Below are 26,079 nucleotides of genomic sequence, written 5' to 3' on the forward strand. Positions count from 1 at the left end.
CACGTGCTCATCGACACCTACGGCCGCATCGCCACCGACCTGCGCGTATCACTGACGGACAAGTGCAATCTCCGGTGCACGTACTGCATGCCGGAAGAGGGCCTCCAGTGGCTCGGCAAGTCCGAGCTGCTCAGCGACGACGAGATCGTCCGCCTCATCCGTATCGCCGTGACCGACCTCGGGATCACCGAGATCAGGTTCACCGGCGGCGAGCCGCTCCTCAGGCCCGGCCTCGTCGGCATCGTCGAGCGCTGCGCCGCGCTGGAGCCCCGCCCCCGCATGTCCGTGACCACCAACGGCATCGGCCTCAAGCGCACCGCCGCCGCCCTCCGGGCCGCCGGCCTCGACCGGGTCAACGTGTCGCTGGACACCCTGCGCCCCGACGTCTTCAAGACCCTCACCCGCCGCGACCGGCACCAGGACGTCCTGGACGGCCTGCGCGCGGCCCACGAGGCGGGGCTGACCCCCGTCAAGATCAACACGGTCCTGATGCCGGGCCTCAACGACGACGAGGCCCCCGACCTGCTCGCCTGGGCCGTCGCGCACGACTACGAGCTGCGCTTCATCGAGCAGATGCCCCTCGACGCCCAGCACGGCTGGAAGCGCGACGGGATGATAACGGCCGGTGACATCCTCACCTCGCTCCGTACGCACTTCACCCTCACCGAGGAGCCCGGTACCGCGCGCGGCTCCGCCCCCGCCGAGCGCTGGACCGTCGACGGCGGCCCGCACCGCGTCGGGGTCATCGCCTCCGTCACCCGCCCGTTCTGCCACGCCTGCGACCGCACCCGGCTCACCGCCGACGGACAGGTGCGCAACTGCCTCTTCGCCCAGGAGGAGACGGACCTGCGCGGGGCGCTGCGCTCCGAGGCGCCGGACGAGGAGATCGCCGCGCTCTGGAAGCGCGCCATGTGGGGCAAGAAGGCCGGCTCCGGCCTCGACGACCCGTCCTTCCTCCAGCCCGACCGGCCGATGTCAGCGATCGGCGGCTGAGTCCCGCTCCCACTCCTCCAGTGTCACCACGTCCTTGAGGAACCCACGCACACCGAGGAACGAGGACAGATGCTCGCGGTGCTCGTCGCAGGCCAGCCAGGTCTTCCGGCGCTCCGGAGTGTGCAGCTTGGGGTTGTTCCAGGCGAGGACCCACACGGCGGGGGTACGGCACGCCTTGGCGGAGCACACCGGCGCGGGATCCGCGGCGGGAGTGGTACGGGGCGGGGCATCGGGAGCGTCGGGGGAGTTCACCCGTCCACCCTAGGCGCTGTTGTCACACTGCCCCAGGGACAGGTCCGGCAGCCCGAAAAGGCGACGCCGAGCAGCCACGGGGGGAGCTGCCCGGCGTCGGTCCGTCGCTCCGACGGGGGATGCGGAGCGCCTACGAAGTATGTCACGGGCAACGGGGTGCGGTGCACCGGAACTTCACGATTGATCTGAGCTTTTCTTGAGCTTTGCGCTCCGCTTCCCGCCCCCGGAGCGACCCGTTACCCGCGGGTTCTACCGGCGGGTCTACTCACCGGTCGGGCGCGCGGATTCCGTCGCCACCGGCGCCGCGGAGGGCGCGATCGCCGGCCGTACCGGAGCCGGGACGAAGGTCGACGGAAGCGAAGGAGCGTTCTCCCGGCCCGCGTTGGCGATCACCACGGCCACGTACGGCAACAGCGCCCCGAGGACCAGTGTGACGATGGCCACCGGCCGTTCCACGTTCCACAGCACGACGGTCAGGATCACCGACAGTGTTCTCACGGACATCGAGATGATGTAACGCCGCTGCCTGCCGCGTACGTCCTCGGCGAGGCCCTGCCGGGCCCCGGTGATCCGGAAGACCTCGGTGCTGCTCCGCTTCCGCATCACACTTCACCACCCGATTCCCACGCCGGTCCCTACCCCGGACCGGACCGCAACCACGGTACGCCGGGCCGCCCCCACGCACGAGGGCGGGGCACCGGCCATCCTGGCCGATGTGCCCCGCCCCGTGACGCAGGTGCCCGCGCGTGTCAGGCGCCCTCGTGGGTCAGCCGGCCGTGATCTCGATCGCGGCCAGGTTCTTCTTGCCCCGGCGCAGTACCAGCCAGCGGCCGTGCAGCAGGTCGCCCGCCGCGGGCACGCTCTCCGCGTCCGTGACCTTGACGTTGTTCACGTACGCCCCGCCCTCGTTGACCGTGCGGCGCGCCGCCGACCTGCTCGGCGCGAGGCCCGCCTCGGTGAACAGGTCGACCACCGAGGCCGGTTCGGAGAAGCGCGCGTGCGGCACCTCGGAGAGCGCGGCGCTCAGCGTCGCCTCGTCGAGGTCCGTCAGCTCACCCTGGCCGAAGAGCGCCCGGGACGCGGCGACGACCGCCGCGCACTGGCCGGCGCCGTGCACCAGGGTCGTCAGCTCCTCCGCCAGCGCCCGCTGCGCGGCCCGCGCCTGCGGCCGTTCCGCGGTGGCAAGCTCCAGCTCCTCCAGCTCCGCGCGGTCCTTGAAGCTGAGGATCCGGCTGTACGTGGAGATGTCACGGTCGTCCACGTTCAGCCAGAACTGGTAGAAGGCGTACGGCGTGGTCATCTCGGGGTCCAGCCAGACGGCCCCGCCCTCGGTCTTGCCGAACTTGGTCCCGTCCGCCTTGGTCATCAGGGGCGTGGCCAGCGCGTGCACGGTGGCACCCGGCTCCAGGCGGTGGATCAGGTCCAGGCCGGCGGTGAGGTTGCCCCACTGGTCGCTGCCGCCCTGCTGGAGGACACAGCCGTAGCGCCGGTACAGCTCCAGGAAGTCCATGGACTGGAGCAACTGGTAGCTGAACTCGGTGTAGCTGATGCCCTCGTCGGACTCCAGCCGCCGGGCGATGGACTCCTTGGCGAGCATCCGGTTGACCCGGAAGTGCTTGCCGATGTCCCGCAGGAACTCGATCGCGGACAGGCCCGCGGTCCAGTCCAGGTTGTTGACCATCGTGGCCGCGTTCGGCCCCTCGAAGGACAGGAACGGCTCGATCTGCGACCGCAGCCGCCCCACCCAGCCCGCGACCGTCTCCGGGTCGTTCAGCGTCCGCTCGGCCGTGGGCCGCGGGTCGCCGATCTGGCCGGTGGCCCCGCCCACCAGCGCCAGCGGCCGGTGACCGGCCCGCTGGAGCCGGCGCACGGTGAGCACCTGCACGAGGTGGCCGACGTGCAGGCTGGCGGCGGTGGGGTCGAAGCCGCAATAGAACGTGACGGGACCGTCCGCGAGCGCCTTGCGCAAGGCGTCCTCATCGGTGGACTGGGCGAACAGCCCGCGCCACTGGAGCTCGTCGACGATGTCCGTCACGGTCTCGTGTCTCCTCGAACAGATGATGTGTGGATCCGGCAGCGATCAGTCTAGAGCGGTCACACCCCGCGGCTGACCGAGCTCATGTTGAAATCGGGGATGCGCAGGGCGGGCATCGCGGCCCGGGTGAACCAGTCGCCCCACTCGCGCGGCAGCGTCTTCTCCGTGATCCCGGCCTCGGAGGCCCGCGACAGCAGGTCGACCGGCGACTCGTTGAACCGGAAGTTGTTCACCTCGCCGACGACCTCGCCCTTCTCCACGAGATACACCCCGTCCCTGGTCAGACCGGTGAGCAGCAGCGTCGCCGGGTCGACCTCCCGGATGTACCAGAGGCACGTCAGGAGCAGGCCGGGACCGTCGTGCCCGGTCGCCGCGACCATCTCCTCCAGCGTCCGCTCGCCCCCGCCGTCCAGGACCAGGTTGCCGATGGAGGGCGCCACGGGCAGGCCGGTCAGCTCCGCGCTGTGCCGGGTGGTCAGCAGGTGCTCCAGCTTCCCGTCCCGTACCCAGTCCGTCGCCGCCAGCGGCAGGCCGTTGTCGAAGACGGACGCGTCGTCGCCCGAGGAGTGCGCGATCACGAACGGCGCGCATTCGAGGCCCGGCTCGCCGGGCGCGCTGCGCAGCGTCAGCGGCAGCTCGGAGAGCGTCTCGCCGACGCGGGTGCCGCCGCCGGGGCGGGAGAAGACGGTACGGCCCTCCGCGGCGTCGCGGGCCGCCGAGGACCACAGCTGGTAGATCAGCAGGTCGGCCACGGCGCTGGGCGGCAGCAGCGTCTCGTACCGCCCGGCGGGCAGGTCGATCTTCCGCTCGGCCCAGCCCAGGCGCCGGGCCAGCTCCGCGTCGAGGACCCCCGGGTCGACGTCCTTGAAGTCACGCGTGGCCCGGCCCGCCCACGCGGAGCGGGTCCGGTCGGGGGACTTGGCGTTCAGCTCCAGCGTGCCGCTCGGCTGGTCGTGGCGCAGCCGCACGCCCGTCGAGGTGCCGAGGTACGTCGACGTCAGCTCGTGGTTCGCGAAGCCGTACAGCTCCCGGCCGCCGGCCCGGGCGCGGGCGAAGGCCTCGCCGAGCGCCGGGGCGAAGTCCGTGAAGACGGCGGAGGTCGTCTCGCCCGGCGCGTCCGTGAAGTCCCCGGACACCGGACCGCCCGCCACCAGCGCGCGGGCGTCCTCGGCGGGACCGGCGCCCCGGGCGGCCGCCTCGGCGGCCCGTACCAGCGGCTCCAGGTCGTCGTTGGTGACCGCGGACCGGGACACCACGCCGGAGGCGGTGCCCTGGGCGCCGTCGACCGTCGCGATGACGGTGAGGGTACGGCCCCGGGTGACCCCGTTGGTGGTGAGCGCGTTGCCCGCCCAGCGGAGGTTCGCCGACGACTGCTCGTCGGCGATGACCACACACCCGTCGGCGGTGGACAGTGCGAGCGCGCGCTCGACGATCTCGTGCGGCCTGGCCGTACGGCCCGTGGTGGTCCCGCTCTTCGCGCCGCTCATCGGCCCGCCTCCTGCGTCGTGTTGAGGATGTTCACTCCGCGGAAGAGCGCGGACGGGCAGCCGTGCGAAACCGCCGCGACCTGGCCCGGCTGGGCCTTGCCGCAGTTGAAGGCACCGCCCAGGACGTACGTCTGCGGGCCGCCGACGGCCTCCATCGAGCCCCAGAAGTCCGTGGTCGTCGCCTGGTAGGCGACATCGCGCAGCTGGCCCGCGAGCTTGCCGTTCTCGATGCGGAAGAAGCGCTGCCCGGTGAACTGGAAGTTGTAGCGCTGCATGTCGATCGACCACGACCGGTCGCCGACCACGTAGATCCCGCGCTCCACCCCGCCGATCAGGTCCTCCGTCGCGAGGCCGCCGGGATCGGGCCGCAGCGACACGTTCGCCATCCGCTGCACCGGCACATGGCCCGGCGAGTCCGCGTACGCGCACCCGTTGGACCGGCCCAGGCCCGTCAGCTTCGCGATCCGCCGGTCCAGCTGGTAGCCGACGAGCGTGCCGTCCTTCACCAGGTCCCACGACTGGGCCTCGACGCCCTCGTCGTCGTACCCGATGGTGGCGAGCCCGTGCTCGGCGGTCCGGTCCCCGGTCACGTTCATCACCGACGAGCCGTACGCGAGCTTCCCGAGCTGGTCGAAGGTCGCGAAGGACGTGCCCGCGTAGGCCGCCTCGTACCCGAGCGCCCGGTCCAGCTCGGTGGCGTGGCCGATCGACTCGTGGATCGTCAGCCACAGGTTGGACGGGTCGACGACCAGGTCGTACGTCCCCGCCTCGACGCTCGGCGCCCGCATCTTCTCGGCGAGCAGCCCGGGGATCCGCTCCAGCTCGGAGTCCCAGTCCCAGCCCGTGCCCGTCAGGTACTCCCAGCCCCGCCCGGCCGGCGGCGCGATCGTCCGCATCGAGTCGAACTCGCCCGAGTCCGAGTCGACCGCGACGGCGGTCAGCTGCGGGTGCAGCCGGACCCGCTGCTGCGTGGTGACCGTGCCCGCGGTGTCCGCGTAGAACTTGTTCTCGTGGACGGTGAGCAGCGACGCGTCCACGTGCGCCACCCCCTCCGCCCGCAGCAGCCGCGCGCTCCATTCCGCGAGCAGCCCGCTCTTCTCCTCGTCCGGCACGTCGAACGGGTCGATCTCGTACGCCGACACCCAGGTCTTCTCCGCGTGCACCGGCTCACCGGCCAGCTCCACCCGCTCGTCCGACCCGGCGGCCGCGATCACCTTCGCGGACAGCTTGGCCATGGCCACGGCCTGCCCGGCGACCCGCGCCGCCGCGTCCATCGTCAGGTCGACCCCGGAGGCGAACCCCCAGACCCCGCCGTGCACCACCCGGACCGCGTACCCGAGATCCGTGCTGTCCGAGGAACCGGCGGGTTTGGCGTCCCGCAGCCGCCACGCCGCGCTGCGCACCCGCTCGAAGCGGAAGTCCGCGTGGTCGGCGCCGAGCGCCCGCGCCCTCGCGAGCGCGGCGTCGGCGAGTGCCCGCAAGGGCAACGCCAAGAACGTCTGATCTACCTCATGGGGCACGGCGGCCTCTCCTCAACTGACATTCGGCTGACACTCGGCACTGTCACCGGCAGTGAATCACGCGTCACCGGCCCGCCCGCCGACACCCGTCCCACGCCCACGAGGCCCTTCGTGGCAAGGGAATCCGCAGGTGCCCGGTCCGGGGTTCTGTAGGGAACCGACAGGGTTGACCGTCCGGCACTGTCCGGGGCGATTCCTCGCGAGCAGAGCACTACCGATAGGTTTTCGGCAGACCAGACCGCTGAGGAAAGGGTGATCCGATGAGCCGCTCGGTTCTCGTCACCGGAGGAAACCGGGGCATCGGCCTCGCCATCGCCCGCGCCTTCGCGGACAACGGCGACAAGGTCGCCTACACGTACCGTTCCGGCGAGCCGCCGCAGGCCCTGACGGACCTGGGCTGCCTGGCCGTCCGCTGCGACATCACCGACACCGAACAGGTGGAGCAGGCCTACAAGGAGATCGAGGAGAAGCACGGTCCCGTGGAGGTGCTGGTGGCCAACGCCGGCATCACCAAGGACCAGTTGCTGATGCGGATGTCCGAGGACGACTTCACGTCCGTCGTGGACACCAACCTCACGGGCGCGTTCCGCGTCGTGAAGCGGGCCAACCGCGCCATGCTGCGCGCCAAGAAGGGCCGCGTCGTCCTGATCTCGTCGGTCGTCGGCCTCACCGGCCAGGCGGGGCAGGCGAACTACGCCGCGTCCAAGGCCGGCCTGGTGGGCTTCGCCCGCTCGCTCGCCCGCGAACTCGGTTCGCGGAACATCACCTTCAACGTCGTCGCCCCCGGCTTCACGGAGAGCGACATGACGCGGGTGCTCACCGACGAGCAGCGCGCCGACATCGTCTCGCGGGTTCCGCTCGCCCGTTACGCACAGCCGGAGGAGATCGCCGCGGTGGTGCGGTTCCTGTCCTCCGACGACGCCTCGTACATCACTGGAGCCGTCATTCCCGTTGACGGCGGATTGGGCATGGGTCACTGATCACATGAGTGGAATCCTGGCCGGCAAGCGCATCCTCGTCACAGGGGTCCTCACCGAGGCCTCCATCGCCTTCCACGCCGCCAAGGTCGCGCAGCAGCAGGGCGCCGAGGTCATCCTCACCGGCTTCGGCCGGCTGTCCCTCGTCGAGCGCATCGCCAAGCGGCTGCCCGAGCCCGCCCCGGTCATCGAGCTGGACGTGACCAACCAGGAGCACCTGGACGGTCTGGCCGGCCGGATCCGCGACCTCCAGGGCGACGACGCGCGCATCGACGGCATCGTGCACTCGATCGCCTTCGGCCCGCAGGGCGCGTTCAACTTCCTGGAGGCGCAGTGGGAGGACGTCGCGACGGCCGTCCACGTCTCCGCGTACTCCCTCAAGTCCCTGACCATGGCCTGCCTGCCGCTGATGGAGCGGGGCGGCTCGGTCGTCGGCCTCACCTTCGACGCGCAGGTGGCCTGGCCGAAGTACGACTGGATGGGCGTGGCGAAGGCCGCCCTGGAGTCCACCAGCCGCTACCTGGCCCGTGACCTGGGCGCGCGGAACGTCCGCTGCAACCTGATCTCGGCCGGTCCGCTCAAGTCGATGGCCGCCAAGTCCATCCCGGGCTTCGAGTCGCTCGCGGACGTGTGGAACCACCGGGCGCCGATGGAGTGGGACATGTCCGACCCGGAGCCCGCGGGCCGGGGCATCGTCGGTCTGCTGTCGGACTTCTTCCCGGCCACGACGGGCGAGATCGTCCACGTCGACGGTGGCGTGCACATGATGGGCGCCTGACCCTCCCGTACCACCGATCCACCGGCCGCGTGCTCGTCCCCCGGGACGGGCACGCGGCTTCCGTATGTCACGGAGCGTGTCCGTCCGAGTCGAAAAGACGGGCATTTCCCCGCACACTGGGCAGGACGCGGAACGGACCGGATCCGTCCGGTCGTGACGGGGGAGGAGGTACGGGAATGCGCGCAGTACGCCGCGCGGTGGTCGCGTTCCTGGCCGCCCCGCTGATCCCGCTGGGCCTCACGGTCCTCTCGGAGGTACGGGAACCCCCCGCGCCGCACCCCGCGACGGCCCGCCCCGGCCCGCACGCCCCGGGCGCGGCGGCGGCCCCGGAGCGGGACCGTGAGCGCGACCGCGAGAAGGGCCGCGACCGCGACAAGACCCGCGACCGGGACCGTGCCACCTGCCGTACCCGCGTCGAGGGCTCCCGTGCCACCGCCTCCTGCCACAACCCGTACCCGGTCACCGACCGCGTCCGCCTGCACGTCGAGTGCGCCCGCTGGTGGGACGTCGACGCCGACAGCGCCCCGGTGGAGCTCCACCCGGCGGGCTACGTCCAGCTCTCCGACCGCTGCTGGAAAGAGGTGCGGTCGGTGTGGGTCAGCCACGACCCGGTGCGCTGAGGCCCCGGCCGTACGGACCGCCGGGGCCGGGCCCGCCCGCGCTCAGGCCCGCTCGACCAGGCAGTGCAGCGCGTGGCTCGCGGCCTCCGCGCCCGCCGCCTCCCCGTCCCCCGCCCGGATCGCCGTCACCAGCCGCGCGTGGTCCAGGTGGTCCTCCGGCCGCAGCTCCGGCCCCACGTCGGTCCGCAGCCGGTCCCGCAGCACATGCCCCAGGTCCGCGTAGAGCGCCACCAGGACGTCGTTGTGGGAGGCCGACACCACCGCCAGGTGCAGCGTCGCGTCCGCCGTGACGAACCGCTCCGCGTCCCCCTCCCGCCACGCCTCCTCGCGCCGTGCCAAGAGCGTCTCCAGCAGGCGCAGGTCCTTCGGTGTACGGCGCTCCGCCGCGAGCCGGGCCGCCGACGACTCCAGCGTCGAGCGCAGCTCCGCGACGTGCCGGGGATCGGCGTCCGCGAACCGGCGCGCCATCACACCCGCCAGCTCGCTGGTCGCGACGACGTACGTGCCCGAGCCCTGCCGGATGGCGAGCAGGCCGTTGTGCGCCAGCGCGCGGACCGCCTCACGGACGGTGTTGCGTGCCACGCCCAGCTGCTCGACCAGCTCGGGTTCGGTCGGGATACGGGACCCCACCGGCCACGCGCCCGAGGTGATCTGGTTCCGCAGCTCGGTGATCACCTGGTCCGAGAGGGCGGAACGCCGGGGAGAGGTCAGCGCCATGGTGCTCCCAACTCTGGTCCGCCGGTCCACGAGGGGAACGGAGACAACTGGACGATTGGAGACAACTGGACAACCAATCATCCCATGATTCTATGATGACCCCATGCCTGACGAGACCCGGACCGAGCCCCGGCTGCCCGCCGCGACCCCGAACGCGCCCGGATCCCGGGGCCTGCCCGCCCCCACCGGTGCGCCCGGCGAGGTCCAGGGACCCCGCCCCGCCGCGTGGGTGACTCCGCTCGTCGTCGCCGGACTGGTCCTCGCGGCCCTCAACCTGCGGCCCGCCATCACCAGCCTCGGCCCGCTGCTGGAGGACGTACGGGGCGGGCTGCACATGAGCGGCACGGTCGCCGGAGTCCTCACCTCCGTACCGCCCTTCTGCTTCGCGGTCTTCGGTTTCACAGCGCCCCGCCTGGCCCGCCGCTTCGGCCCCGGCGCGGTCATCTGCGCCGGCATGGCGGCCATCACCGCGGGGCTGCTGATCCGGCCCTTCACCTCCGGCACGCCCGCCTTCCTGGCGGCGAGCGCCCTCGCGCTGATGGGCATCGCGGTCGGCAACGTCCTGATGCCGGTGATCGTCAAGCGGTACTTCCCCGACCGCGTCGGCACCATGACCGGCCTCTACTCGATGGCCCTGGCGCTCGGCACCGCGTTCGCCGCCGCCGCGACCGTCCCCATGACCGAGGCGCTGGGCGGCAGTTGGCGCGTGGGCCTCGGGGTCTGGGCCGTGCTCGCCGCCCTCGCGGTCCCGCCCTGGGTGGTCCTCGTCCGCGACCGGAGCGCCGCCGCCGCGGCCTCCCCGGCGGGCGGCGCCCTGGGGGCGGGCGGGACGAGTCTCCTGCGGAGCCGTACCGCCTGGGCACTCGCCTGCTACTTCGGCATCCAGGCCTCCGGCGCGTACATCACCATGGGCTGGATGCCCACCGTCTTCCGGGACGCCGGGCTCTCCGCGAGCACCGCCGGGCTGCTGCTCGCCGTGACGATGGTGATGGGCGTCCCGTTGGCCTTCGTGATCCCCCGGCTCGCCACCCGGCTCAGGAACCAGGGCCCGATCGCCGTCGTCCTCGGCCTGTGCGGTCTGGCGGCCTTCGCCGGCCTCCACCTCGCCCCCGCGTCCGGCGCCTGGCTCTGGGCCGTGCTCCTCGGCATCTCCAACTGCTCGTTCCCGCTCGCCCTCACCATGATCGGCATGCGGTCCAGGACCGGCGCCGGGGTCGTACGCCTCTCCGCCTTCGCCCAGTCCACCGGCTACCTGATGTCGATCCCCGGCCCCCTGCTGATCGGCGTGCTCCACCAGAGCACCGGCGGGTGGGGGCTGCCGCTGGCGCTCATGGCCGGGTTCCTGGTGCCGCAGATGGTGGCCGGTGTCGTCGCCGGGCGGGACCGGACGATAGAGGACGAAACCAGGATGCGAGACTGAGCGCATGCCAGTCCTTGACCCGAATCCCCAGAACGGCCAGCGCAAGCTGCTCCTCGTCTTCGGCACGATCGTCGGCATCCTGGTGATCATCGGCATCATCGCGTCCATCGCCAGCCCCTGATCACACCGATCCGCCGGGTATGCCCGCTTCCGTGGTGGGGCCGGCACCACCGTCCCCTAGGGGGCCAGGGTCAGGGGAGAGTGGGTGGGTCACCGGATGGGCCGGGGGCCCCGCGATCCGTAGGTTCTGAGGTGTCGGAGACCACGGACCCACGGAGGCGGACATGCCGGCCAGAACGTACCCCCGCACCCGCCCCGGGACGGCCGGCGCCCTCACCGTCCGGCTCCCGTGGTGGGCCCTGGTCCTGCCCGCCGCCGCCTTCGCCGTCCTGCTCGTCCTGATGGCAGGACCGGGCCAGGCGCAGGCCGCGAGCACCGACCCCGGGATCGCCCGGATCCTGGACCTGACCCGGCAGGTGCTCGTGCGTTAGCACGTTCACCCGTGCCGGGGGACCGTTCCAACACCCTGCGCCCGCGGGCGCATTTCATGCGAAGCTGGATTGCATGAGCGTCGATACGTCCCGCAGGATCGTTCTTCTCCGGCACGCCAAGGCCGACTGGCCGGACGTGGCCGACCACGAGCGGCCACTCGCCGACCGGGGCCGCGCGGATTCGTCCGTCGCGGGCCGCCGGCTCGCCGAGACCGGTATCGCCTTCGACCTGGCCCTCTGTTCCACCTCGGCCCGGACCCGCGAGACCTGGAAGCTGGCCGTGCACGAGCTGCCGCAGCGTCCGAGGACCGTCTACGAGGACCGGCTGTACGACGCGACCCTCGGCGACCTGCTCGCGTTGATCAACGAGACCCCCGACGACGTGACCGACCTGCTCCTCGTCGGCCACAACCCCGGCATGCACGCCCTGGCCGACGCGATGGCCGGTACGGACTCGGGCGAGCACGTCGCCCGGATGACCCGCAGCGGCTTCCCGACCGCCGCCTTCGCCGTCATCGGCGTCGACCGGAGCTGGAAGTCGGTCGAGCTGGGAGTGGGCACGCTCCAGGAGTTCTGGGCCCCGCACGACTGACCCCGCCGACCCCGGCCCCGGCCTCCCGGGGCCGGACCGCCCGGCCCCCGACCGCCCGGCTCACCGGAGTGTCGTCACTCCGGTGAGCCGTCGCCGTCCCCGGGCGCCTCGGCCTCCTCGACCTCTTCCCGGGTGATCCCCAGCAGGTAGAGGACGGTGTCGAGGAACGGTACGTTCACCGCCGTGTGCGCGGCCTTCCGTACGACCGGCTTCGCGTTGAAGGCCACCCCGAGCCCGGCCGCGTTCAGCATGTCGAGGTCGTTCGCGCCGTCGCCGATCGCCACCGTCTGCGCCAGCGGCACCCCCGCCTCGGCGGCGAACCGCCGCAGCAGCCGGGCCTTGCCCGCGCGGTCCACGATCTCGCCGGTCACCCGCCCGGTGAGCTTCCCGTCCACGATCTCCAGGGTGTTGGCGGCGGCGAAGTCCAGTCCGAGCCGGTCCTTGAGCGCGTCCGTGACCTGGGTGAACCCCCCGGAGACGACGCCCACTTGGTAGCCGAGCCGCTTGAGCGTACGGATCAGGGTGCGGGCCCCGGGAGTGAGCCGTACCTCCGCCCGTACCTTGTCCACCACCGACGCGTCGAGCCCGGCCAGCAGCGCCACCCGCGCGTGCAGGGACTGCTCGAAGTCCAGCTCCCCGGCCATGGCACGGGCCGTCACCGCGGCGACCTCGGCCTCGCAGCCGGCGTGCGCCGCGAACAGCTCGATGACCTCGTCCTGGATCAGCGTCGAGTCGACGTCCATCACCACCAGGCGCTGGGCGCGGCGGGCCAGCCCGGCCGAGACGACCGCGACGTCCACCCCGATGCCCGCCGCCGAGGTCGCCAGCGCGGTGCGCAGCGGCGCGGTCTCCACGCCCGACACCGCGAACTCCACGGCGGTGACGGGGTACTTGGCGAGGCGGAAGATACGGTCGATGTTGCCGCCGGTCGACGTGATGCTGGCCGCTATGGCCGCCGTCGACTCGGCGGTGAGCGGGTTGCCGAGCACGGTGACGTGGGAACGGCCGCTGCCGCGCGGCCGGTTGTCGCCCGTCCCGGAGATGATCTCGGCCTGGAGCTTGAGGGACTCCGTCCAGCTGTGGACGGTGGCCCGCAGCTCGCCCTCGGTGGCGCCGCCCGCCGCGGGCGCGGTGATCAGCGCGCACAGGACGATACGGCCACGGGTGACGACCTGCTCGATGTCGATGACGTCGACGGCGTAGGCGGCGAGGGTGTCGAAGAGCCCCGCGGTGATCCCGGGGCGGTCCTTCCCGAAGATCTTGACGAGAAGGGTCGGGACCTCGGCGATCGGGACCTCGATCGGGATCTCGGCCGGGACATCGGGGGACTGGCGGGGCTGCGGTGCACTCATGGTGATCCCACCGTAGCGGGCCCGGCCGCCGGACCGGCCGCGTGTCCCGTCCAGCGGACACCTCTCATGATCGCGGACGCCAGCGGACCATGATCACGGGCGTCGCTGAACCACCCGCATGGACCCGGCCGTACCTGGGTATTGAAGAGGCCCGGTTTTCACGGGAAGCCGCCCGCCTGAAATAGTTCCCCACGATGTTCGCCATCCCTAGACTCCCCAGCGATGGGGGAACTTCGGGGGACAACTAGTGGGGCATGGAGTGCACGAACTCGTACTGGAACTGAACGGAAGGACCTGGGCGCTCGATCCGGCCAGGTCGTACACCCTGGGGCGTGATCCGCAGGGCGACCTCGTGATCGACGACGCCAGGGTCTCGTGGCGTCACGCCACCATCAGCTGGGGGGGCCGCGGTTGGGTCATAGAGGATCACGGAAGCACCAACGGGACGTACGTACTGGGGCAGCGGGTCCACCAGACGGAGATCGCGGCCGGTTCGGCCGTCCATCTCGGCAACGCGACGGACGGGCCCCGGCTGAGCCTCTCCGCCGCCGCGTACAGCCCGCAGGCGGCGGCGCCGCAGCAGGCGTACCAGCAGGCGCCACAGGCCCAGGCCCAGGCCCAGACGCCCGCCCACCCGGCCGCCCCGCAGCAGGGCTGGCAGCAGCCGCAGCAGCCCCACGTGCCCCAACAGGGCGGCCCCGGGGGCCCGTTCGCGGTCCAGGGCCAGCCGCCGGCGCAGGCCGCCGGGGCCTCACCGGTCTACGGGGACCGCAGCCCGACCACGTTCCACCAGCTCTCCCTCGGCCGTGTCATGCGCATCGGCCGCGCGCTGGAGAACGAGTTGGTCGTCTCCGACCTCCAGGTCTCGCGCCACCACGCCGAGTTCACCGCCACACCCGACGGCCGTTACGAGATCCGCGACCTCGGATCCCACAACGGCACCTACGTCAACGGCCAGCCGATAGCCAAGTCCGGCACGGTACCCATCGGCCCCAACGACATCGTGGGCGTCGGCCATTCGACCTTCCGCCTGGTCGGCGACCGCCTCGAGGAGTTCGTCGACACCGGCGAGGTCTCCTTCTCGGCCCGCCACCTCACGGTGACGGTCGACGGCGGCAAGCAGATCCTCAAGGACGTCTCCTTCGGCGTCCCCGAGAAGTCGCTGATCGCGGTCATCGGCCCGTCGGGCTCCGGGAAGTCCACGCTGCTCAAGGCGCTCACCGGCTACCGCCCGGCCAACGAGGGCGACGTCCTCTACGACAACCGGAACCTGTACAAGCAGTTCGCCGAGCTGCGCCAGCGCATCGGCCTGGTCCCGCAGGACGACATCCTGCACAAGGAACTGACCGTCAGGAAGGCGCTCCGGTACGCGGCGAAACTCCGCTTCCCCGGTGACACCAAGCCCGCCGAGCGCGAGGCCAGGATCGACGAGGTCCTGGGCGAGCTGAAGCTCGACATCCACCGGGACAAGAAGATCACCGCGCTCTCCGGCGGCCAGCGCAAGCGCGTCTCGGTCGCCCTGGAGCTGCTCACCAAGCCCTCGCTGATCTTCTTGGACGAGCCGACCTCCGGCCTCGACCCGGGCATGGACCGCGATGTCATGAAGCTCCTGCGCGACCTCGCCGACGACGGCCGTACGGTCCTCGTGGTCACGCACTCCGTCGCCGAGCTGGCCATCTGCGACAAGCTCCTCGTCATGGCCCCCGGCGGCTCGGTGGCCTACTTCGGCCCGCCGGAGGAGGCGCTCAACTTCTTCGGCTACACCACGTGGGCCGACGTCTTCTCGGCGTTCGAGAACTACCGCGAGTACGACTGGGCGGGCCGCTGGCGCGGCTCGCAGCACTACCAGATGTACGCCGCCGACATCGACGCCATCGCCGCGCAGTCCGTCGCCATGCCCTCGGCCCAGCAGATGCGCCCGCCGAAACCGCAGAGCTGGGGCTCCCAGCTGTGGACCCTGGTCCGCCGGTACGTGTCGGTCATCGCGTCCGACCGGGGCTTCATGGGCCTGATGGTGCTGCTGCCGGCGATCCTCGGCGGGGTGAGCGCCGTCATCCCGGCCAAGTTCGGCCTCGTACCGCCCACGCCGCCGTCCCGCTTCAACAGCACGGCCGGGATCATCATGATGATCCTGGTGGTCGGGATGTGCTTCGCGGGCTCGGCCAACTCCGTACGAGAACTGATCAAGGAACGGGTCATCTACGAACGGGAACGGGCCACCGGCCTGTCCCGCTCCGCCTACCTGATGTCCAAGGTGATCGTGCTCGGGGTGATCACGGCCTTCCAGGCCGTCATCATCTGCGCCATCGCGCTCCCGGTCCGAGAACTCCCCGAGAAGGGAGTGATCACCCACCCGGCCATCGAGATCTGCCTCGCGATCGTCGCCATGGGCTTCACGGCGATGATGCTCGGACTGGTCATCTCCGCCCTGGTCAAGACCGCCGAGAAGACCATGCCGCTGCTCGTGATGTTCGCCATCGTGCAGCTCGTCTTCACCGGCACCCTCTTCCAGATCTTCGGCAAGATCGGCCTGGAGCAGTTCGCCTGGCTGATGCCCTCCCGCTGGGCCCTCAGCGCGGCCGGCTCGACGCTGGACCTGTCGCACCTGATGGCGCCGTGGGACCCGGAGAAGCCGGACGACCTGGACCCGCTGTGGAAGCACACCGTCGCCCAGTGGTCCGTGGACATGATCGTGCTCGTCGTGATCGGTGTCGTCTGCGGCTTCGTGGTCGCGCGCCTGCTGCGCCGCCACGAGCCCGAGGTCATGCGGAAGTAGCGGTCGTACGGGCCCGGTCCACCCCGGCCCGGCAGCACCGCGCCGGAGGGCGGCACCCCGCACAGGGGTGCCGCCCTCCGGCATGTCCGACCGGTGTCCAGCGCGCTCAGTAGGCGCTGTTGACGTTGTCCATCGAGCCGTACTTGTCGGCGGCGTAGTTGGCCGCGGCGACGATGTTGGCGACGGGGTTGTAGATGTTCGTCGACGTGCCGTTGACGTGGTACGCGGCGAAGGTCGGCGGGATGACCTGGAGCAGACCCTTCGACGGGATGCCGTTCTGGGCGTTGATGTCCCAGTTGTTGATCGCGTTCGGGTTACCGCTCGACTCACGCATGATGTTGCGGTGCAGCCCGTCGTACGAGCCCGGGATGTGGTGCTTCTTCATGATGGACAGCGATTCCTTGATCCAGCCGTCCAGGTTGTTCGCGTAGACCGGGGTGCGCGCGGCCGACCGGCTGGCGGCGGCCTTGGCACGCTTCTTCGCGTCGGCCTTCGCCTTCGCCTTGGCCTTGGCCTTCGCGGCCTTCTCGGCCTTGGCCTTCTTCTCGGCCTTCGCCTTGGCGGCGGCGGCCTTCTTCGCCTTCTCCGTCTTCTCGGCCTTCTCGTGCGCGGCGGCCTTGACCTTCGCCGCGGCCTGGACCTTCGCCGTGTTCTCGGCGGAGACCTGCTGCTTGAAGACGCTCGTGTGCAGTGCCGCTGCCTGGGCGGCGGTGTCCGGGGTCGCCGTGAAGGCGGCCTGGGAGGCGGTGATCGCCTGCGACGGCTGCGAGTGGGCGGCCGCGCCCGGAACCAGCGAGAAGGTCAGGGCGGCGACTCCGGCGGCGGCTACGCCGGCGATCGAAGCCTTGTGCGTCCGGTTGAGACGATCAAGGCCAGGGGTGCGTGACGAGAACATAGAGACGTACCTCTTCGAATAGCGGGGAGTCGCGGGGGCCGGGTGGCCGACAGCCTGCTCGGCGGCGACGAACGCAATTCTTAGCGGCCGCAAAATGCTGTGGCAAAGGTGTGACGTACGACCCCGGGTAGTGGGACGGGGAGGGGGGCGAAAGGTGCGTTTCCGTCGTAGGGCAAGCTCACAGCCCGCTCGCTCGTCGACTAGACGGCTTCGTAAGTGACCTGGGTCCTATGCCCGGGCTCACATCGGGGACGCGTCAACCTCACCCCGCGTTGCTGGAGCAATGCATACGGTGAGTGGCCGGACAGGGGTCCTCACCGGTCTCCACCCCCTCCACGCCCGCCCCGCAAGGGACTTCGGGCCTAGGCCGTCCGTCCCGGACGCCCCCCTCTTCGGCCTCATCACACGGCTCCGACCCGCCGGTACGGTGAACCCATGAGCCACCGAACCGGCTCCGGCCTCGCGGCGGTCAGCACCGCGTTGCTGGCGATGAACCGGCACCTGGAGGTACGGGACGTCCTCAAGACGATCGTCGCCTCCGCCCGCGAACTGCTGGACGCCGAATACGCGGCCCTCGGCGTCCCCGACGACCACGGCGGCTTCGCCCAGTTCGTCGTCGACGGCGTCAGCGACGCCCAGTGGAAGGCCATCGGCCCCCTCCCGCGCCAGCACGGCATCCTCGCCGCGATGCTCAGGGACGAGACCCCCCAGCGCCTCGCCGACGTACGCGAGGACCCCCGCTTCGAGGGCTGGCCCGCCGCCCACCCCGACATGTCCGACTTCCTGGGCCTGCCCGTCAGGGACGGCGACGAGACCCTCGCCGCGCTCTTCCTCGCCAACAAACGCTGCCCCCGGCCGGGCGGCGGCTGCGGCTTCACCGAGGAGGACGAGGAACTCCTCGGCATCCTCGCCCAGCACGCCGCCATCGCCCTCACCAACGCCCGGCTCCACGAGCGCAGCCGCGAGCTGACCATCGCCGAGGAACGCTCACGCCTCGCCCACGAGCTCCACGACGCCGTCAGCCAGAAACTCTTCTCGCTGCGCCTCACCGCCCAGGCCGCCGCCGCCCTCGTGGACCGCGACCCGGCCCGCGCCAAGGACGAACTCCACCAGGTCACCGCCCTCGCCGCCGAGGCCGCCGACGAGCTGCGCGCCGCCGTCGTCGAGCTGCGGCCCGCCGCCCTCGACGAGGACGGCCTCGTCCACACCCTCCGTACCCAGATCCACGTCCTCGACCGCGCCCACTCCGCCCGGGTCACCTTCGACAGCTTCTCGGTACGGGCCCTGCCCGCCGCCCAGGAGGAGGCCCTGCTGCGGGTCGCCCAGGAGGCCCTGCACAACGCGCTGCGGCACTCCGGCGGCGACCGGGTCGACGTCACCCTCGCCCGTCGGGGCCCCGCCGTGGTCCTCAGCGTCACCGACAACGGCACCGGCTTCGACCCCCGGGCGGTCCGCCGGGCCGGCCGCCACCTGGGCCTGGTCTCCATGCGCGACCGGGCCGGCGGCGTCGGCGGCAGACTCCGCGTGCAGTCCGCGCCCGGACAGGGCACCACGATCGAGATGGAGGTGCCCGGTGGCTGACAAGACCATCCGTGTCCTGCTGGTCGACGACCACCAGGTGGTCCGCCGGGGACTGCGCACGTTCCTGGAGGTCCAGGACGACATCGAGGTCGTCGGGGAGGCCTCCGACGGCGCCGAGGGCGTCGCCCGCGCCGAGGAGCTGCGCCCCGACGTCGTCCTGATGGACATCAAGATGCCCGGTACCGACGGCATCGAGGCCCTGCGCACCCTCAGGGACCTCCAGAACCCCGCCAAGGTACTGATCGTCACCAGCTTCACCGAACAGCGCACCGTCGTCCCCGCCCTGCGCGCCGGCGCGTCCGGCTACGTGTACAAGGACGTCGACCCCGAGGCGCTGGCCGGCGCGATCCGCTCCGTGCACGCCGGGCACGTCCTGCTCCAGCCCGAGGTCGCCGGCGCCCTGCTCGCCCAGGACAACCCCGGCGGCGGCCAGGGCCGGGGGACCACCCTCACCGAACGCGAACGCGAGGTGCTGACCCTCATCGCCGACGGACGCTCCAACCGGGAGATCGCCCGCGCCCTGGTGCTCTCCGAGAAGACCGTCAAGACACACGTCTCGAACATCCTGATGAAACTGGACCTCGCGGACCGCACCCAGGCCGCCCTCTGGGCCGTCCGACATGGGATTACCGGCTGAACGGACCGCGCGAGGGCACCCCCGCCCGCCGGTCTGAGATTCATACCGTCGGGTGTATGTCACCCACACGGCGCATCCTGACCGTCCCCCGGGCGTTCTCCATGGCATGCCGCGGCGCACCGCCGCGGCCGCCCCGAGGAGGAAACCCGAAATGAAGAACCTCAAGAAGGCCGCCACCCTCACCCTCGTCGCCGGCGGCATCGTCGCCGCCGCGTCCGGCGTCGCGTCCGCCCACGGCGGCGCGCAGGCCGAGGGCGCCGCCCTCCAGTCCCCGGGTGTCGCCTCCGGCAACCTCGTCCAGGCCCCGGTGCACATCCCGGTCAACGCCGTCGGCAACAGCGTCAACGTGATCGGCGTCCTGAACCCGGCCTTCGGCAACGCCGCCGTCAACCACTGACACCGGCCCGCCGCACCGCCCCTTTCGTACCCTTACCGATTCTCGATTGAGGAACATCCCATGAAGGTCGCCAAGAAGGCCGCCCTGGTCATCGTCACCGCCGGTCTCGCCGCGAGTGCCTCCGCCGGCGCGGCGTTCGCCACCGGTGGCGGCTCCGGCGCGCAGGCCGACGGCCTGGCCCAGCACTCCCCGGGCGTCGGCTCCGGCAACGCCGTCCAGGTCCCGGTGCACGTCCCGGTCAACCTCACCGGCAACACCGTGAACGTGATCGGCCTCCTGAACCCCGCGTTCGGCAACCACTCCGTGAACCGCTGAACCCACGCCTGACGCCCCCCGCGGCGTAACCCCGAGGCCCCGAGACCTGCCGTCATCCCCCCGGCGGTCCCGGGGCCTCGTACATACGGCGTACGTACGACGCACACACGCGCGTGATCACGTACGCGCGTGATTCAGACCACAGGCGGCAGCCCGCGCTCCCGCTCCTCCACATACGCGTTGTACGAGGCCACCTGCGCCCGCCGCGCCACCCGCTCCACCGGCCGCAGCGCCGCACCCCGCGCCGCCATCTCCGACGCGCTCACCGCGCCGCCGTCCCCCCGCTCGTACGCCAGCTCCACCAGCAGCCCCACCCGCTGCGCCAGCTCCAGCACCCGCACCGCCCGCGGCGGATACCCGGGAGCCAGCACCTCACGGCCCCGCTCCGCCCGCGCCCGGTACGCGTCCAGCGCCGCCGCGGCCACCGGCCCCGAAGCCGCCACGTCCAGCCGCGACAGCACGTCCGTCGCCTCCCGCAGGGCCTCCGCCAGCTCCCGCTCCGCCTCCCCGAGCGACGGCACGTCCGCCGGCGGCGCCTCCCGCACCGGAAGACAGTGCCAGACCACCTCCACGTGCCGGTCCCCGTCCGGGCCCACCGCCGTCACCTCCGGGACCAGGCCGTACGGCGCGCCCGTGGCGACCACCGCCTCCCCGGCGTCCAGCGCGCGGGCGTTGAACTCCGGGGGACCGCTGAGCCCCAGCGGATGCCCCGGCGCGGGCAGCGCGACCCGGTACCCGGTCACCCCGAGCGTCCGCAGCCGCCCCAGCGCCAGCGTCAGCCCGACCGGCCCCGACTCGCCCGGCAGCCCCTCCACCCGGTGCACCGCGTCCTCGCCGACGACGGCGTGCACGGCGTCGTCCGGCGACACAAATCCGGCCAACAGGGCGTTTCCCCATGCGGCCAGCAATCCTGAGCGTGGTTGCGAAAGCATGGCCCCAGCCTAGGGAACGGACCTCAGGGCCGGACCACTCCATGGGTGGCGTAGGTTTTCCCTGGGAACCGCGCCCACAGGCGCACCCGGAACTCGAGACGATTGCATGGGGAGACAACGCGCTCATGAGCGATGTACTGGAGCTGGTGGACGTATCCGTGGTCCGCGACGGACGCGCTCTGGTGGACGACGTCTCCTGGTCGGTCAAGGAGGGCGAGCGCTGGGTGATCCTCGGGCCGAACGGCGCCGGCAAGACCACCCTGCTCAACCTCGCGTCCAGCTACCTCTTCCCGACCACCGGCAGCGCCCGGATCCTCGGCGAGAGCCTCGGCAAGGTCGACGTCTTCGACCTCCGCCCCCGCATCGGCATCGCCGGTGTCGCCATGTCGGAGAAGCTGCCCAAGCGCCAGACGGTCCTGGAGACCGTCCTCACGGCCGCGTACGGCATGACCGCCACCTGGCAGGAACAGTACGACGAGGTCGACGAGCAGCGCGCCCGCGCCTTCCTCGACCGCCTCGGCATGACCGAGTTCCTCGACCGCCGCTTCGGCACCCTCTCCGAGGGCGAGCGCAAGCGCACCCTCATCGCCCGCGCGATGATGACCGACCCCGAACTGCTCCTCCTCGACGAGCCCGCCGCGGGACTGGACCTCGGAGGCCGCGAGGACCTCGTACGCCGCCTCGGCCGCCTCGCCCGCGACCCGTACGCCCCCTCCATGATCATGGTCACCCACCACGTCGAGGAAATCGCCCCCGGCTTCACCCACGTCCTCATGATCCGCCAGGGCAAGGTGCTCGCCGCGGGCCCCATGGAGACCGAGCTGTCCTCCCGCAACCTCTCCCTCTGCTTCGGCCTCCCGCTCGTCGTGGAGCGCACCGGCGACCGCTGGACCGCACAGGGCCTGCCGCTCAAGTGACCACCCCCGCAAGGGGCCTGCCGACCGAATGACCTGATATCGCCCCTGTCCGGCGGGGGTTCACCGGAACTACCATGCACAAGTGGAAATCGACGCATGGGTGTGGTGGCTGATCGGCGCGGTCGGCCTGGGCATTCCGCTCGTCCTGACAGCGATGCCCGAGTTCGGCATGTTCTCCGCCGGCGCCGTCGCCGGAGCGATCGTCGCCGCCCTGGGCGGAGGGATCGTGGCCCAAGTCCTCGTCTTCGTCGCCGTGTCGGTGGCACTCATCGCCGTCGTACGCCCCCTCGCGGCCCGGCAGAACGCACGCCGCCCGGTCCACGCGAGCGGCATCGACGCGCTGAAAGGCCGTCAAGCCGTCGTCCTGGAACGGGTGGACGGCACCGGAGGCCGCATCAAACTGGCGGGTGAGGTCTGGTCCGCGCGGACCCTCGACGCCCACCAGTCGTTCGAACCAGGACAACAGGTCGACGTCGTCGACATCGACGGCGCGACCGCCGTCGTCATGTAGACCGCCCGAACACCCCCCACGCACACCCCTGGTCTGACAAACTCGATCATCGGAACATCCGGCAGCGAAGGGCCCGAGGAACGCGATGCCATCAATCATCATCGTCCTGGTCATCCTGGTGGTGCTTGTATTCATCGCCCTGATCAAGACGATCCAGGTCATCCCGCAGGCAAGCGCCGCCATCGTCGAACGGTTCGGCCGTTACACCCGCACGCTCAACGCGGGCCTCAACATCGTCGTCCCGTTCATCGACTCCATCCGCAACCGCATCGACCTCCGCGAACAGGTCGTCCCCTTCCCGCCCCAACCGGTGATCACCCAGGACAACCTGGTCGTCAACATCGACACCGTCATCTACTACCAGGTGACCGACGCCAGGGCCGCGACCTACGAGGTCGCCAGCTACATCCAGGCCATCGAACAGCTCACCGTCACCACACTCCGCAACATCATCGGCGGCATGGACCTGGAGCGCACCCTCACCTCCCGCGAGGAGATCAACGCGGCCCTGCGCGGCGTCCTCGACGAAGCCACCGGCAAGTGGGGCATCCGCGTCAACCGCGTCGAGCTCAAGGCCATCGAACCGCCCACCTCCATCCAGGACTCGATGGAGAAGCAGATGCGCGCCGACCGCGACAAGCGCGCCGCGATCCTCACCGCCGAGGGCATCCGCCAGTCCCAGATCCTCACCGCCGAGGGCGAGAAGCAGTCCGCGATCCTCCGCGCCGAAGGTGAGGCCAAGGCCGCCGCCCTGCGCGCCGAGGGCGAGGCCCAGGCCATCCGTACCGTCTTCGAGTCCATCCACGCCGGCGACCCCGACCAGAAACTCCTCGCCTACCAGTACCTCCAGATGCTCCCCAAGATCGCCGAGGGCGACGCCAACAAGCTCTGGATCGTGCCCAGCGAGATCGGCGACGCCCTCAAGGGACTCAGCGGAGCCTTCGACAACTTCGGCGCCGGCGGCGGACCCGGCTTCAACACCGGCAAGGAACGCAAACCGGCACCCCCGGTGGAGTGACCCACCCCCGCCCTCGTGCATGATCGGTGCGCACTGCACCGATCATGGAAGGCCGCACCGTGACCCTCTGGGAGATGCTCGCCGTACTCGTCGCGGGCATCTGCGCCGGCACCATCAACACCATCGTCGGCTCAGGCACCCTGATCACTTTCCCGGTCCTGCTCGCCACCGGCCTGCCGCCCGTCACCGCCACCGTCTCCAACGCCCTCGGCCTCATATCCGGCTCGGTCAGCGGCGCCATCGGCTACCGCGCCGAACTCACCGGCCAACGCCGCCGCATCCTGCGCCTGAGCGCCGCCGCCCTCGTCGGCGGCCTCACCGGAGCCGTACTCCTGCTGCTCCTGCCCTCGACGGCGTTCGAGACGATCGTGCCCGTCCTCGTCACCCTCGCCCTGCTGCTGGTCATCCTCCAGCCCAGGATCTCCGCCGCCGTCCAGAAACGCCGCGCCGAGAAAGGCACCCTCGTCCGCCCCGACGGCGGCCCGCTCCTCTTCACCGGACTGCTGCTCGCCAGCGTCTACGGCGGCTACTTCACCGCGGCCCAGGGGATCATCTACCTCTCCCTCATGGGCACGCTGCTCGACGACACCATGCAACGGCTCAACGCCGTGAAGAACATCCTCGCGGCCGTCGTCAACGCCGTCGCCGCGCTCTTCTTCCTCTTCGTCGCCGACTTCGACTGGACGGCGGTCCTCCTCATCGCGGCCGGCTCGGCCCTCGGAGGCCAGATCGGCGCGAGGGCGGGCCGCCGCCTGTCACCCAAGCTCATGCGGGGAATCGTCGTCGCCGTCGGCGCGTGCGCACTCGTCCAGTTGATGTTGCGCTGACCGGGCCCACCGACCCGGCCCGGTCCGCTCGCTACGCCGCCGGCTGCACCGCGGCCAGCCAGCCCGGCAGCTCCGTCCGCTCGCCCGCCCGCAGCGAGAGCAGCATCGCGTCCGCCGGGGACGGCACGAACGGCTCCTTCAGCAGCGGCATCCCCGCCTGCTCAGGCGTCCGGTCCGCCTTGCGGTGGTTGTCCTCGGCGCACGAGGCGACCGTATTCAGCCAGCTGTCCGCCCCACCCCGCGACCTCGGCACCACATGGTCCACCGTCGTCGCCCGCCGGCCGCAGTACGCGCACCGGTGTTGGTCCCGTATCAGCACACCCCGTCTCGACCACGGTGCCTGTCTTCGGAAGGGCACCCGTACGTACCGGCAGAGCCTGATCACCCGGGGCACCGGCAGCACCACCGTGGCCGCCCGCACACGGAGACCGGGGTGGGCCTGCTCGACCACGGCCTTGTCCTGGAGCACCAGCACCACCGCACGGTTGAGTGTCACCGTCGACAGCGGCTCGAAGCTCGCATTCAGTACCAGCGTGTCCCGCATCCCGCCCACCTCCCGTGTGCGGCCCGCCGCACGGCGGGCGTGGATCAACTCTGGCCGGGCACGCCGAGAGGGACAACACAATAAAAAATGCCCTGCCCTGATCTCTCCAAGACCAGGGCAGGGCAAACAACGGGCCAACGGTCAGCTTGCGTCAGGGGCCGTGTACTCACCGACGAGCTGGGCGCGCGCCAGCGTGTGATAGCGCAGATTGAAACCGACGTACGCCGGCGACGCGTCCCCGTCGACCCCGAGCGCCTCCGTGTCCACCGCGTACACGGTGAACACATAACGGTGCGCCGGATCGCCGACCGGCGGCGCCGCGCCACCGAAGTCCTTCGTCCCGTAGTCGTTACGGGCATGCGTGACGCCCTTCGGCAGTCCCTCGAACCCACCGCTCGACGCACCCGTCGGCAGTTCGGTGACCGAGGCCGGGATGTCGAAGAGCACCCAGTGCCAGAAACCACTGCCGGTCGGCGCGTCGGGATCGAAGCACGTCACGGCGAAACTCTTGGTCTCCGGCGGGAAACCCGTCCACCGCAGGTGCGGCGACACGTTCCCCGCGGCGTAGACCTGGTCGTCCTTCAACACCGCACCCGGCGCGACGTCGTCGCTCACCACGGTGAACGACGGGACCTCCGGGAGGAAGTCATGAGGAAGAGGAGCCCTCTTTGCCTCGGTCACGTTCGAACCTCCGAATAGGCTGCCTGGCCGGCTGTTCCGCCCGCCGGCCCCGAGCTTAGGCCGCCGACTAGAACCAGTTGCGGCGGCCGCCCACCTCGGCGAGCCACTGGTTCAGGTACGCCGACCAGTCCGTGCCCTGGAAGTCCCCGAGACCCACCTTGAACGCCCGGAACGAGTCGCTGCCCTCACCGAACAGACCCGGCTTCTTGTCCATCTCCAGGATCACGTCCATCTCCCGGTCGTCCGCCACGAACGTCAGCTCGACCTGGTTCAGCCCGCGGTACTGCGACGGCGCGAAGAACTCGATCTCCTGGTAGAACGGCAGCCGCTGACGCGTCCCCCGGATGTGCCCCCGCTCCATGTCCGCCGCCTTGAAGCGGAAGCCAAGCTGGATGAACGCGTCCAGGATCGCCTGCTGCGCCGGCAGCGGGTGCACGTTGATCGGGTCGAGGTCACCGGCGTCCAGCGCCCGCGCGATGTCCAGCTCCGTGGTCACCCCGATGTTCATGCCCCGCAGCGGCTGGCCGTCGATGATCGTGATCGGGGTCTCCCAGGGGATCTCCAGACCGAACGGCACCACGTGCGTCGCGCCGGCCTGCACCTCGAAGGCGCCGCCGATGCTCTGCTTCGTGAACTCGATGTCCTGCTTGACCTCCTGGTCGTTCCCCTCGACCTCGACCCGCGCCTGGAGACCGATGTTCAGGCCCTGGATCTGCTGGTTCACCGAACCGCCCTGGAGCCGCACCTCGCCCTGGACGACCCCGCCGGGGACGACGTTCGACTCGGTCAGCTCCGTCTCGACGGACGCACCGCC

General features: G+C 71.1%; 29 protein-coding genes (1 of these 29 only partly in view). 17 read left to right on the forward strand and 12 right to left on the reverse strand.

The annotated features are described in order from the left end of the window. Window positions 1-3 precede the first annotated feature (3 nt). Window positions 4-993: a GTP 3',8-cyclase MoaA gene (moaA, locus tag HA039_RS26850; protein WP_167033929.1), complete on the forward strand. Its 990-nt coding sequence runs from the start codon at window positions 4-6 to the stop codon at window positions 991-993. Here moaA and HA039_RS26855 read toward each other — a convergent pair. The 5 genes from HA039_RS26855 to HA039_RS26875 form a co-directional block, all read right to left on the reverse strand. Beyond that, entirely contained in the window at window positions 976-1,245 is a 270-nt protein-coding gene (locus HA039_RS26855) for a hypothetical protein (protein WP_167033930.1), read from the reverse strand. The genes moaA and HA039_RS26855 overlap by 18 nt on opposite strands. Window positions 1,246-1,506: 261 nt before the next feature. Further along, window positions 1,507-1,848: a DUF3099 domain-containing protein gene (locus HA039_RS26860; protein WP_167033931.1), complete on the reverse strand. Its 342-nt coding sequence runs from the start codon at window positions 1,846-1,848 to the stop codon at window positions 1,507-1,509. Window positions 1,849-2,011: 163 nt separating this feature from the next. Beyond that, window positions 2,012-3,280, reverse strand: coding sequence for a tyrosine--tRNA ligase (gene tyrS, locus HA039_RS26865; protein ID WP_167033932.1), 1,269 nt, complete (start codon window positions 3,278-3,280; stop codon window positions 2,012-2,014). 59 nt (window positions 3,281-3,339) lie between these two features. Beyond that, window positions 3,340-4,767: a metallopeptidase TldD-related protein gene (locus HA039_RS26870; protein ID WP_167033933.1), complete on the reverse strand. Its 1,428-nt coding sequence runs from the start codon at window positions 4,765-4,767 to the stop codon at window positions 3,340-3,342. Then, window positions 4,764-6,287, reverse strand: coding sequence for a TldD/PmbA family protein (locus HA039_RS26875; RefSeq protein WP_167033934.1), 1,524 nt, complete (start codon window positions 6,285-6,287; stop codon window positions 4,764-4,766). Before HA039_RS26875 ends, HA039_RS26870 begins: the two co-directional genes overlap by 4 nt. A gap of 260 nt (window positions 6,288-6,547) precedes the next feature. Here HA039_RS26875 and fabG point away from each other — a divergent pair, with 260 nt between their 5' ends. From fabG to HA039_RS34205, 3 genes are all read left to right on the forward strand, one after another. Beyond that, window positions 6,548-7,267, forward strand: a complete 720-nt coding sequence (gene fabG, locus HA039_RS26880) for a 3-oxoacyl-[acyl-carrier-protein] reductase (protein WP_167033935.1) — start codon at window positions 6,548-6,550, stop codon at window positions 7,265-7,267. 4 nt (window positions 7,268-7,271) lie between these two features. After that, the gene (gene fabI, locus HA039_RS26885) at window positions 7,272-8,042 is read left to right on the forward strand and encodes an enoyl-ACP reductase FabI (RefSeq protein ID WP_167033936.1); all 771 of its coding nucleotides are present in this window, start codon (window positions 7,272-7,274) and stop codon (window positions 8,040-8,042) included. A 176-nt stretch (window positions 8,043-8,218) separates the two neighbouring features. Then, on the forward strand, window positions 8,219-8,662 hold the full coding sequence (locus tag HA039_RS34205; protein ID WP_243869764.1) for a hypothetical protein: 444 nt from the start codon (window positions 8,219-8,221) through the stop codon (window positions 8,660-8,662). A gap of 42 nt (window positions 8,663-8,704) precedes the next feature. Here HA039_RS34205 and HA039_RS26895 read toward each other — a convergent pair whose 3' ends face one another. Next, entirely contained in the window at window positions 8,705-9,379 is a 675-nt protein-coding gene (locus HA039_RS26895) for a FadR/GntR family transcriptional regulator (protein WP_167033937.1), read from the reverse strand. 103 nt (window positions 9,380-9,482) lie between these two features. On the opposite strand from HA039_RS26895, the gene HA039_RS26900 reads away from it, so the two are divergent. The 4 genes from HA039_RS26900 to HA039_RS26910 all read left to right on the forward strand — a co-directional run bounded on the left by HA039_RS26900 (window position 9,483) and on the right by HA039_RS26910 (window position 11,882). Continuing rightward, window positions 9,483-10,799, forward strand: a complete 1,317-nt coding sequence (locus HA039_RS26900) for a CynX/NimT family MFS transporter (protein WP_167033938.1) — start codon at window positions 9,483-9,485, stop codon at window positions 10,797-10,799. A gap of 4 nt (window positions 10,800-10,803) precedes the next feature. After that, entirely contained in the window at window positions 10,804-10,920 is a 117-nt protein-coding gene (locus tag HA039_RS34450; protein WP_279592865.1) for an SGM_5486 family transporter-associated protein, read from the forward strand. A gap of 163 nt (window positions 10,921-11,083) precedes the next feature. Continuing rightward, window positions 11,084-11,290 (forward strand): hypothetical protein, encoded by a 207-nt coding sequence (locus tag HA039_RS26905; protein WP_167033939.1) that lies wholly within the window; start codon window positions 11,084-11,086, stop codon window positions 11,288-11,290. 73 nt (window positions 11,291-11,363) lie between these two features. Next, window positions 11,364-11,882 carry a SixA phosphatase family protein gene (locus HA039_RS26910; protein ID WP_167033940.1) on the forward strand — a complete coding sequence of 173 codons (519 nt, stop codon included), beginning with the start codon at window positions 11,364-11,366 and terminating at the stop codon, window positions 11,880-11,882. Window positions 11,883-11,956: 74 nt separating this feature from the next. On the opposite strand, the gene serB is transcribed toward HA039_RS26910, so the two are convergent. Then, window positions 11,957-13,234, reverse strand: coding sequence for a phosphoserine phosphatase SerB (gene serB / locus HA039_RS26915; protein WP_167033941.1), 1,278 nt, complete (start codon window positions 13,232-13,234; stop codon window positions 11,957-11,959). A gap of 247 nt (window positions 13,235-13,481) precedes the next feature. On the opposite strand from serB, the gene HA039_RS26920 reads away from it, so the two are divergent. Continuing rightward, window positions 13,482-16,010, forward strand: coding sequence for an ABC transporter ATP-binding protein/permease (locus HA039_RS26920; RefSeq protein WP_167033942.1), 2,529 nt, complete (start codon window positions 13,482-13,484; stop codon window positions 16,008-16,010). 106 nt (window positions 16,011-16,116) lie between these two features. On the opposite strand, the gene HA039_RS26925 is transcribed toward HA039_RS26920, so the two are convergent. After that, the gene (locus HA039_RS26925) at window positions 16,117-16,905 is read right to left on the reverse strand and encodes a lytic transglycosylase domain-containing protein (protein WP_167033943.1); all 789 of its coding nucleotides are present in this window, start codon (window positions 16,903-16,905) and stop codon (window positions 16,117-16,119) included. Window positions 16,906-17,340: 435 nt separating this feature from the next. Here HA039_RS26925 and HA039_RS26930 point away from each other — a divergent pair, with 435 nt between their 5' ends. The 4 genes from HA039_RS26930 to HA039_RS26945 all read left to right on the forward strand — a co-directional run bounded on the left by HA039_RS26930 (window position 17,341) and on the right by HA039_RS26945 (window position 19,835). Next, window positions 17,341-18,486: a GAF domain-containing sensor histidine kinase gene (locus HA039_RS26930; RefSeq protein WP_167033944.1), complete on the forward strand. Its 1,146-nt coding sequence runs from the start codon at window positions 17,341-17,343 to the stop codon at window positions 18,484-18,486. Beyond that, entirely contained in the window at window positions 18,479-19,123 is a 645-nt protein-coding gene (locus HA039_RS26935) for a response regulator (protein WP_167033945.1), read from the forward strand. The genes HA039_RS26930 and HA039_RS26935 overlap by 8 nt, the downstream gene beginning before the upstream one ends. 151 nt (window positions 19,124-19,274) lie before the next feature. Beyond that, a complete protein-coding gene (locus HA039_RS26940) occupies window positions 19,275-19,520 on the forward strand; it encodes a chaplin (RefSeq protein WP_167033946.1) in 246 nt (81 codons plus the stop codon). 60 nt (window positions 19,521-19,580) lie between these two features. Then, window positions 19,581-19,835: a chaplin gene (locus HA039_RS26945; RefSeq protein WP_167033947.1), complete on the forward strand. Its 255-nt coding sequence runs from the start codon at window positions 19,581-19,583 to the stop codon at window positions 19,833-19,835. Between the two features lie 134 nt (window positions 19,836-19,969). Here HA039_RS26945 and HA039_RS26950 read toward each other — a convergent pair whose 3' ends face one another. Further along, the gene (locus HA039_RS26950; RefSeq protein ID WP_167033948.1) at window positions 19,970-20,767 is read right to left on the reverse strand and encodes a hypothetical protein; all 798 of its coding nucleotides are present in this window, start codon (window positions 20,765-20,767) and stop codon (window positions 19,970-19,972) included. Between the two features lie 125 nt (window positions 20,768-20,892). Here HA039_RS26950 and HA039_RS26955 point away from each other — a divergent pair, with 125 nt between their 5' ends. From HA039_RS26955 to HA039_RS26970, 4 genes are all read left to right on the forward strand, one after another. Further along, on the forward strand, window positions 20,893-21,684 hold the full coding sequence (locus HA039_RS26955; RefSeq protein ID WP_167033949.1) for an ABC transporter ATP-binding protein: 792 nt from the start codon (window positions 20,893-20,895) through the stop codon (window positions 21,682-21,684). Between the two features lie 82 nt (window positions 21,685-21,766). Next, window positions 21,767-22,195, forward strand: a complete 429-nt coding sequence (locus HA039_RS26960) for an NfeD family protein (RefSeq protein WP_167033950.1) — start codon at window positions 21,767-21,769, stop codon at window positions 22,193-22,195. 85 nt (window positions 22,196-22,280) lie between these two features. Continuing rightward, complete coding sequence (locus HA039_RS26965; RefSeq protein ID WP_167033951.1) at window positions 22,281-23,213, forward strand: SPFH domain-containing protein; 933 nt, start codon at window positions 22,281-22,283, stop codon at window positions 23,211-23,213. 59 nt (window positions 23,214-23,272) lie between these two features. Then, window positions 23,273-24,040, forward strand: a complete 768-nt coding sequence (locus HA039_RS26970) for a sulfite exporter TauE/SafE family protein (protein WP_167033952.1) — start codon at window positions 23,273-23,275, stop codon at window positions 24,038-24,040. 31 nt (window positions 24,041-24,071) lie between these two features. Here HA039_RS26970 and HA039_RS26975 read toward each other — a convergent pair whose 3' ends face one another. From HA039_RS26975 to HA039_RS26985, 3 genes are all read right to left on the reverse strand, one after another. Further along, window positions 24,072-24,584, reverse strand: a complete 513-nt coding sequence (locus HA039_RS26975; protein ID WP_167033953.1) for an HNH endonuclease — start codon at window positions 24,582-24,584, stop codon at window positions 24,072-24,074. 141 nt (window positions 24,585-24,725) lie between these two features. Beyond that, on the reverse strand, window positions 24,726-25,265 hold the full coding sequence (locus tag HA039_RS26980) for a YbhB/YbcL family Raf kinase inhibitor-like protein (protein ID WP_167033954.1): 540 nt from the start codon (window positions 25,263-25,265) through the stop codon (window positions 24,726-24,728). Between the two features lie 67 nt (window positions 25,266-25,332). Then, on the reverse strand, window positions 25,333-26,079 hold the 3' portion of the coding sequence (locus tag HA039_RS26985; protein WP_167033955.1) for a sporulation protein. The gene runs 36 nt beyond the window's last position; the window shows 747 of its 783 coding nt (coding positions 37-783); its start codon lies off the right edge, out of view; it ends in the stop codon at window positions 25,333-25,335.

Origin of the sequence: Streptomyces liangshanensis (assembly GCF_011694815.1) — a bacterium.
Classification (GTDB): domain Bacteria; phylum Actinomycetota; class Actinomycetes; order Streptomycetales; family Streptomycetaceae; genus Streptomyces; species Streptomyces liangshanensis.

Coding starts and splice junctions, on each gene's coding strand:
- HA039_RS34205 (WP_243869764.1), top strand. CDS start 8,219: ATGCGCGCAGTACGCCGCGCGGTGGTCGCGTTCCTGGCCGCCCCGCTG.
- HA039_RS26910 (WP_167033940.1), top strand. CDS start 11,364: ATGAGCGTCGATACGTCCCGCAGGATCGTTCTTCTCCGGCACGCCAAG.
- HA039_RS26945 (WP_167033947.1), top strand. CDS start 19,581: ATGAAGGTCGCCAAGAAGGCCGCCCTGGTCATCGTCACCGCCGGTCTC.
- HA039_RS26895 (WP_167033937.1), bottom strand. CDS start 9,379: ATGGCGCTGACCTCTCCCCGGCGTTCCGCCCTCTCGGACCAGGTGATC.
- HA039_RS26925 (WP_167033943.1), bottom strand. CDS start 16,905: ATGTTCTCGTCACGCACCCCTGGCCTTGATCGTCTCAACCGGACGCAC.
- HA039_RS26905 (WP_167033939.1), top strand. CDS start 11,084: ATGCCGGCCAGAACGTACCCCCGCACCCGCCCCGGGACGGCCGGCGCC.
- HA039_RS26950 (WP_167033948.1), bottom strand. CDS start 20,767: ATGCTTTCGCAACCACGCTCAGGATTGCTGGCCGCATGGGGAAACGCC.
- fabG (WP_167033935.1), top strand. CDS start 6,548: ATGAGCCGCTCGGTTCTCGTCACCGGAGGAAACCGGGGCATCGGCCTC.
- HA039_RS26860 (WP_167033931.1), bottom strand. CDS start 1,848: ATGCGGAAGCGGAGCAGCACCGAGGTCTTCCGGATCACCGGGGCCCGG.
- HA039_RS26930 (WP_167033944.1), top strand. CDS start 17,341: ATGAGCCACCGAACCGGCTCCGGCCTCGCGGCGGTCAGCACCGCGTTG.
- HA039_RS26900 (WP_167033938.1), top strand. CDS start 9,483: ATGCCTGACGAGACCCGGACCGAGCCCCGGCTGCCCGCCGCGACCCCG.
- fabI (WP_167033936.1), top strand. CDS start 7,272: ATGAGTGGAATCCTGGCCGGCAAGCGCATCCTCGTCACAGGGGTCCTC.
- serB (WP_167033941.1), bottom strand. CDS start 13,234: ATGAGTGCACCGCAGCCCCGCCAGTCCCCCGATGTCCCGGCCGAGATC.
- HA039_RS26975 (WP_167033953.1), bottom strand. CDS start 24,584: ATGCGGGACACGCTGGTACTGAATGCGAGCTTCGAGCCGCTGTCGACG.
- HA039_RS26955 (WP_167033949.1), top strand. CDS start 20,893: ATGAGCGATGTACTGGAGCTGGTGGACGTATCCGTGGTCCGCGACGGA.
- HA039_RS34450 (WP_279592865.1), top strand. CDS start 10,804: ATGCCAGTCCTTGACCCGAATCCCCAGAACGGCCAGCGCAAGCTGCTC.
- HA039_RS26965 (WP_167033951.1), top strand. CDS start 22,281: ATGCCATCAATCATCATCGTCCTGGTCATCCTGGTGGTGCTTGTATTC.
- HA039_RS26940 (WP_167033946.1), top strand. CDS start 19,275: ATGAAGAACCTCAAGAAGGCCGCCACCCTCACCCTCGTCGCCGGCGGC.
- HA039_RS26870 (WP_167033933.1), bottom strand. CDS start 4,767: ATGAGCGGCGCGAAGAGCGGGACCACCACGGGCCGTACGGCCAGGCCG.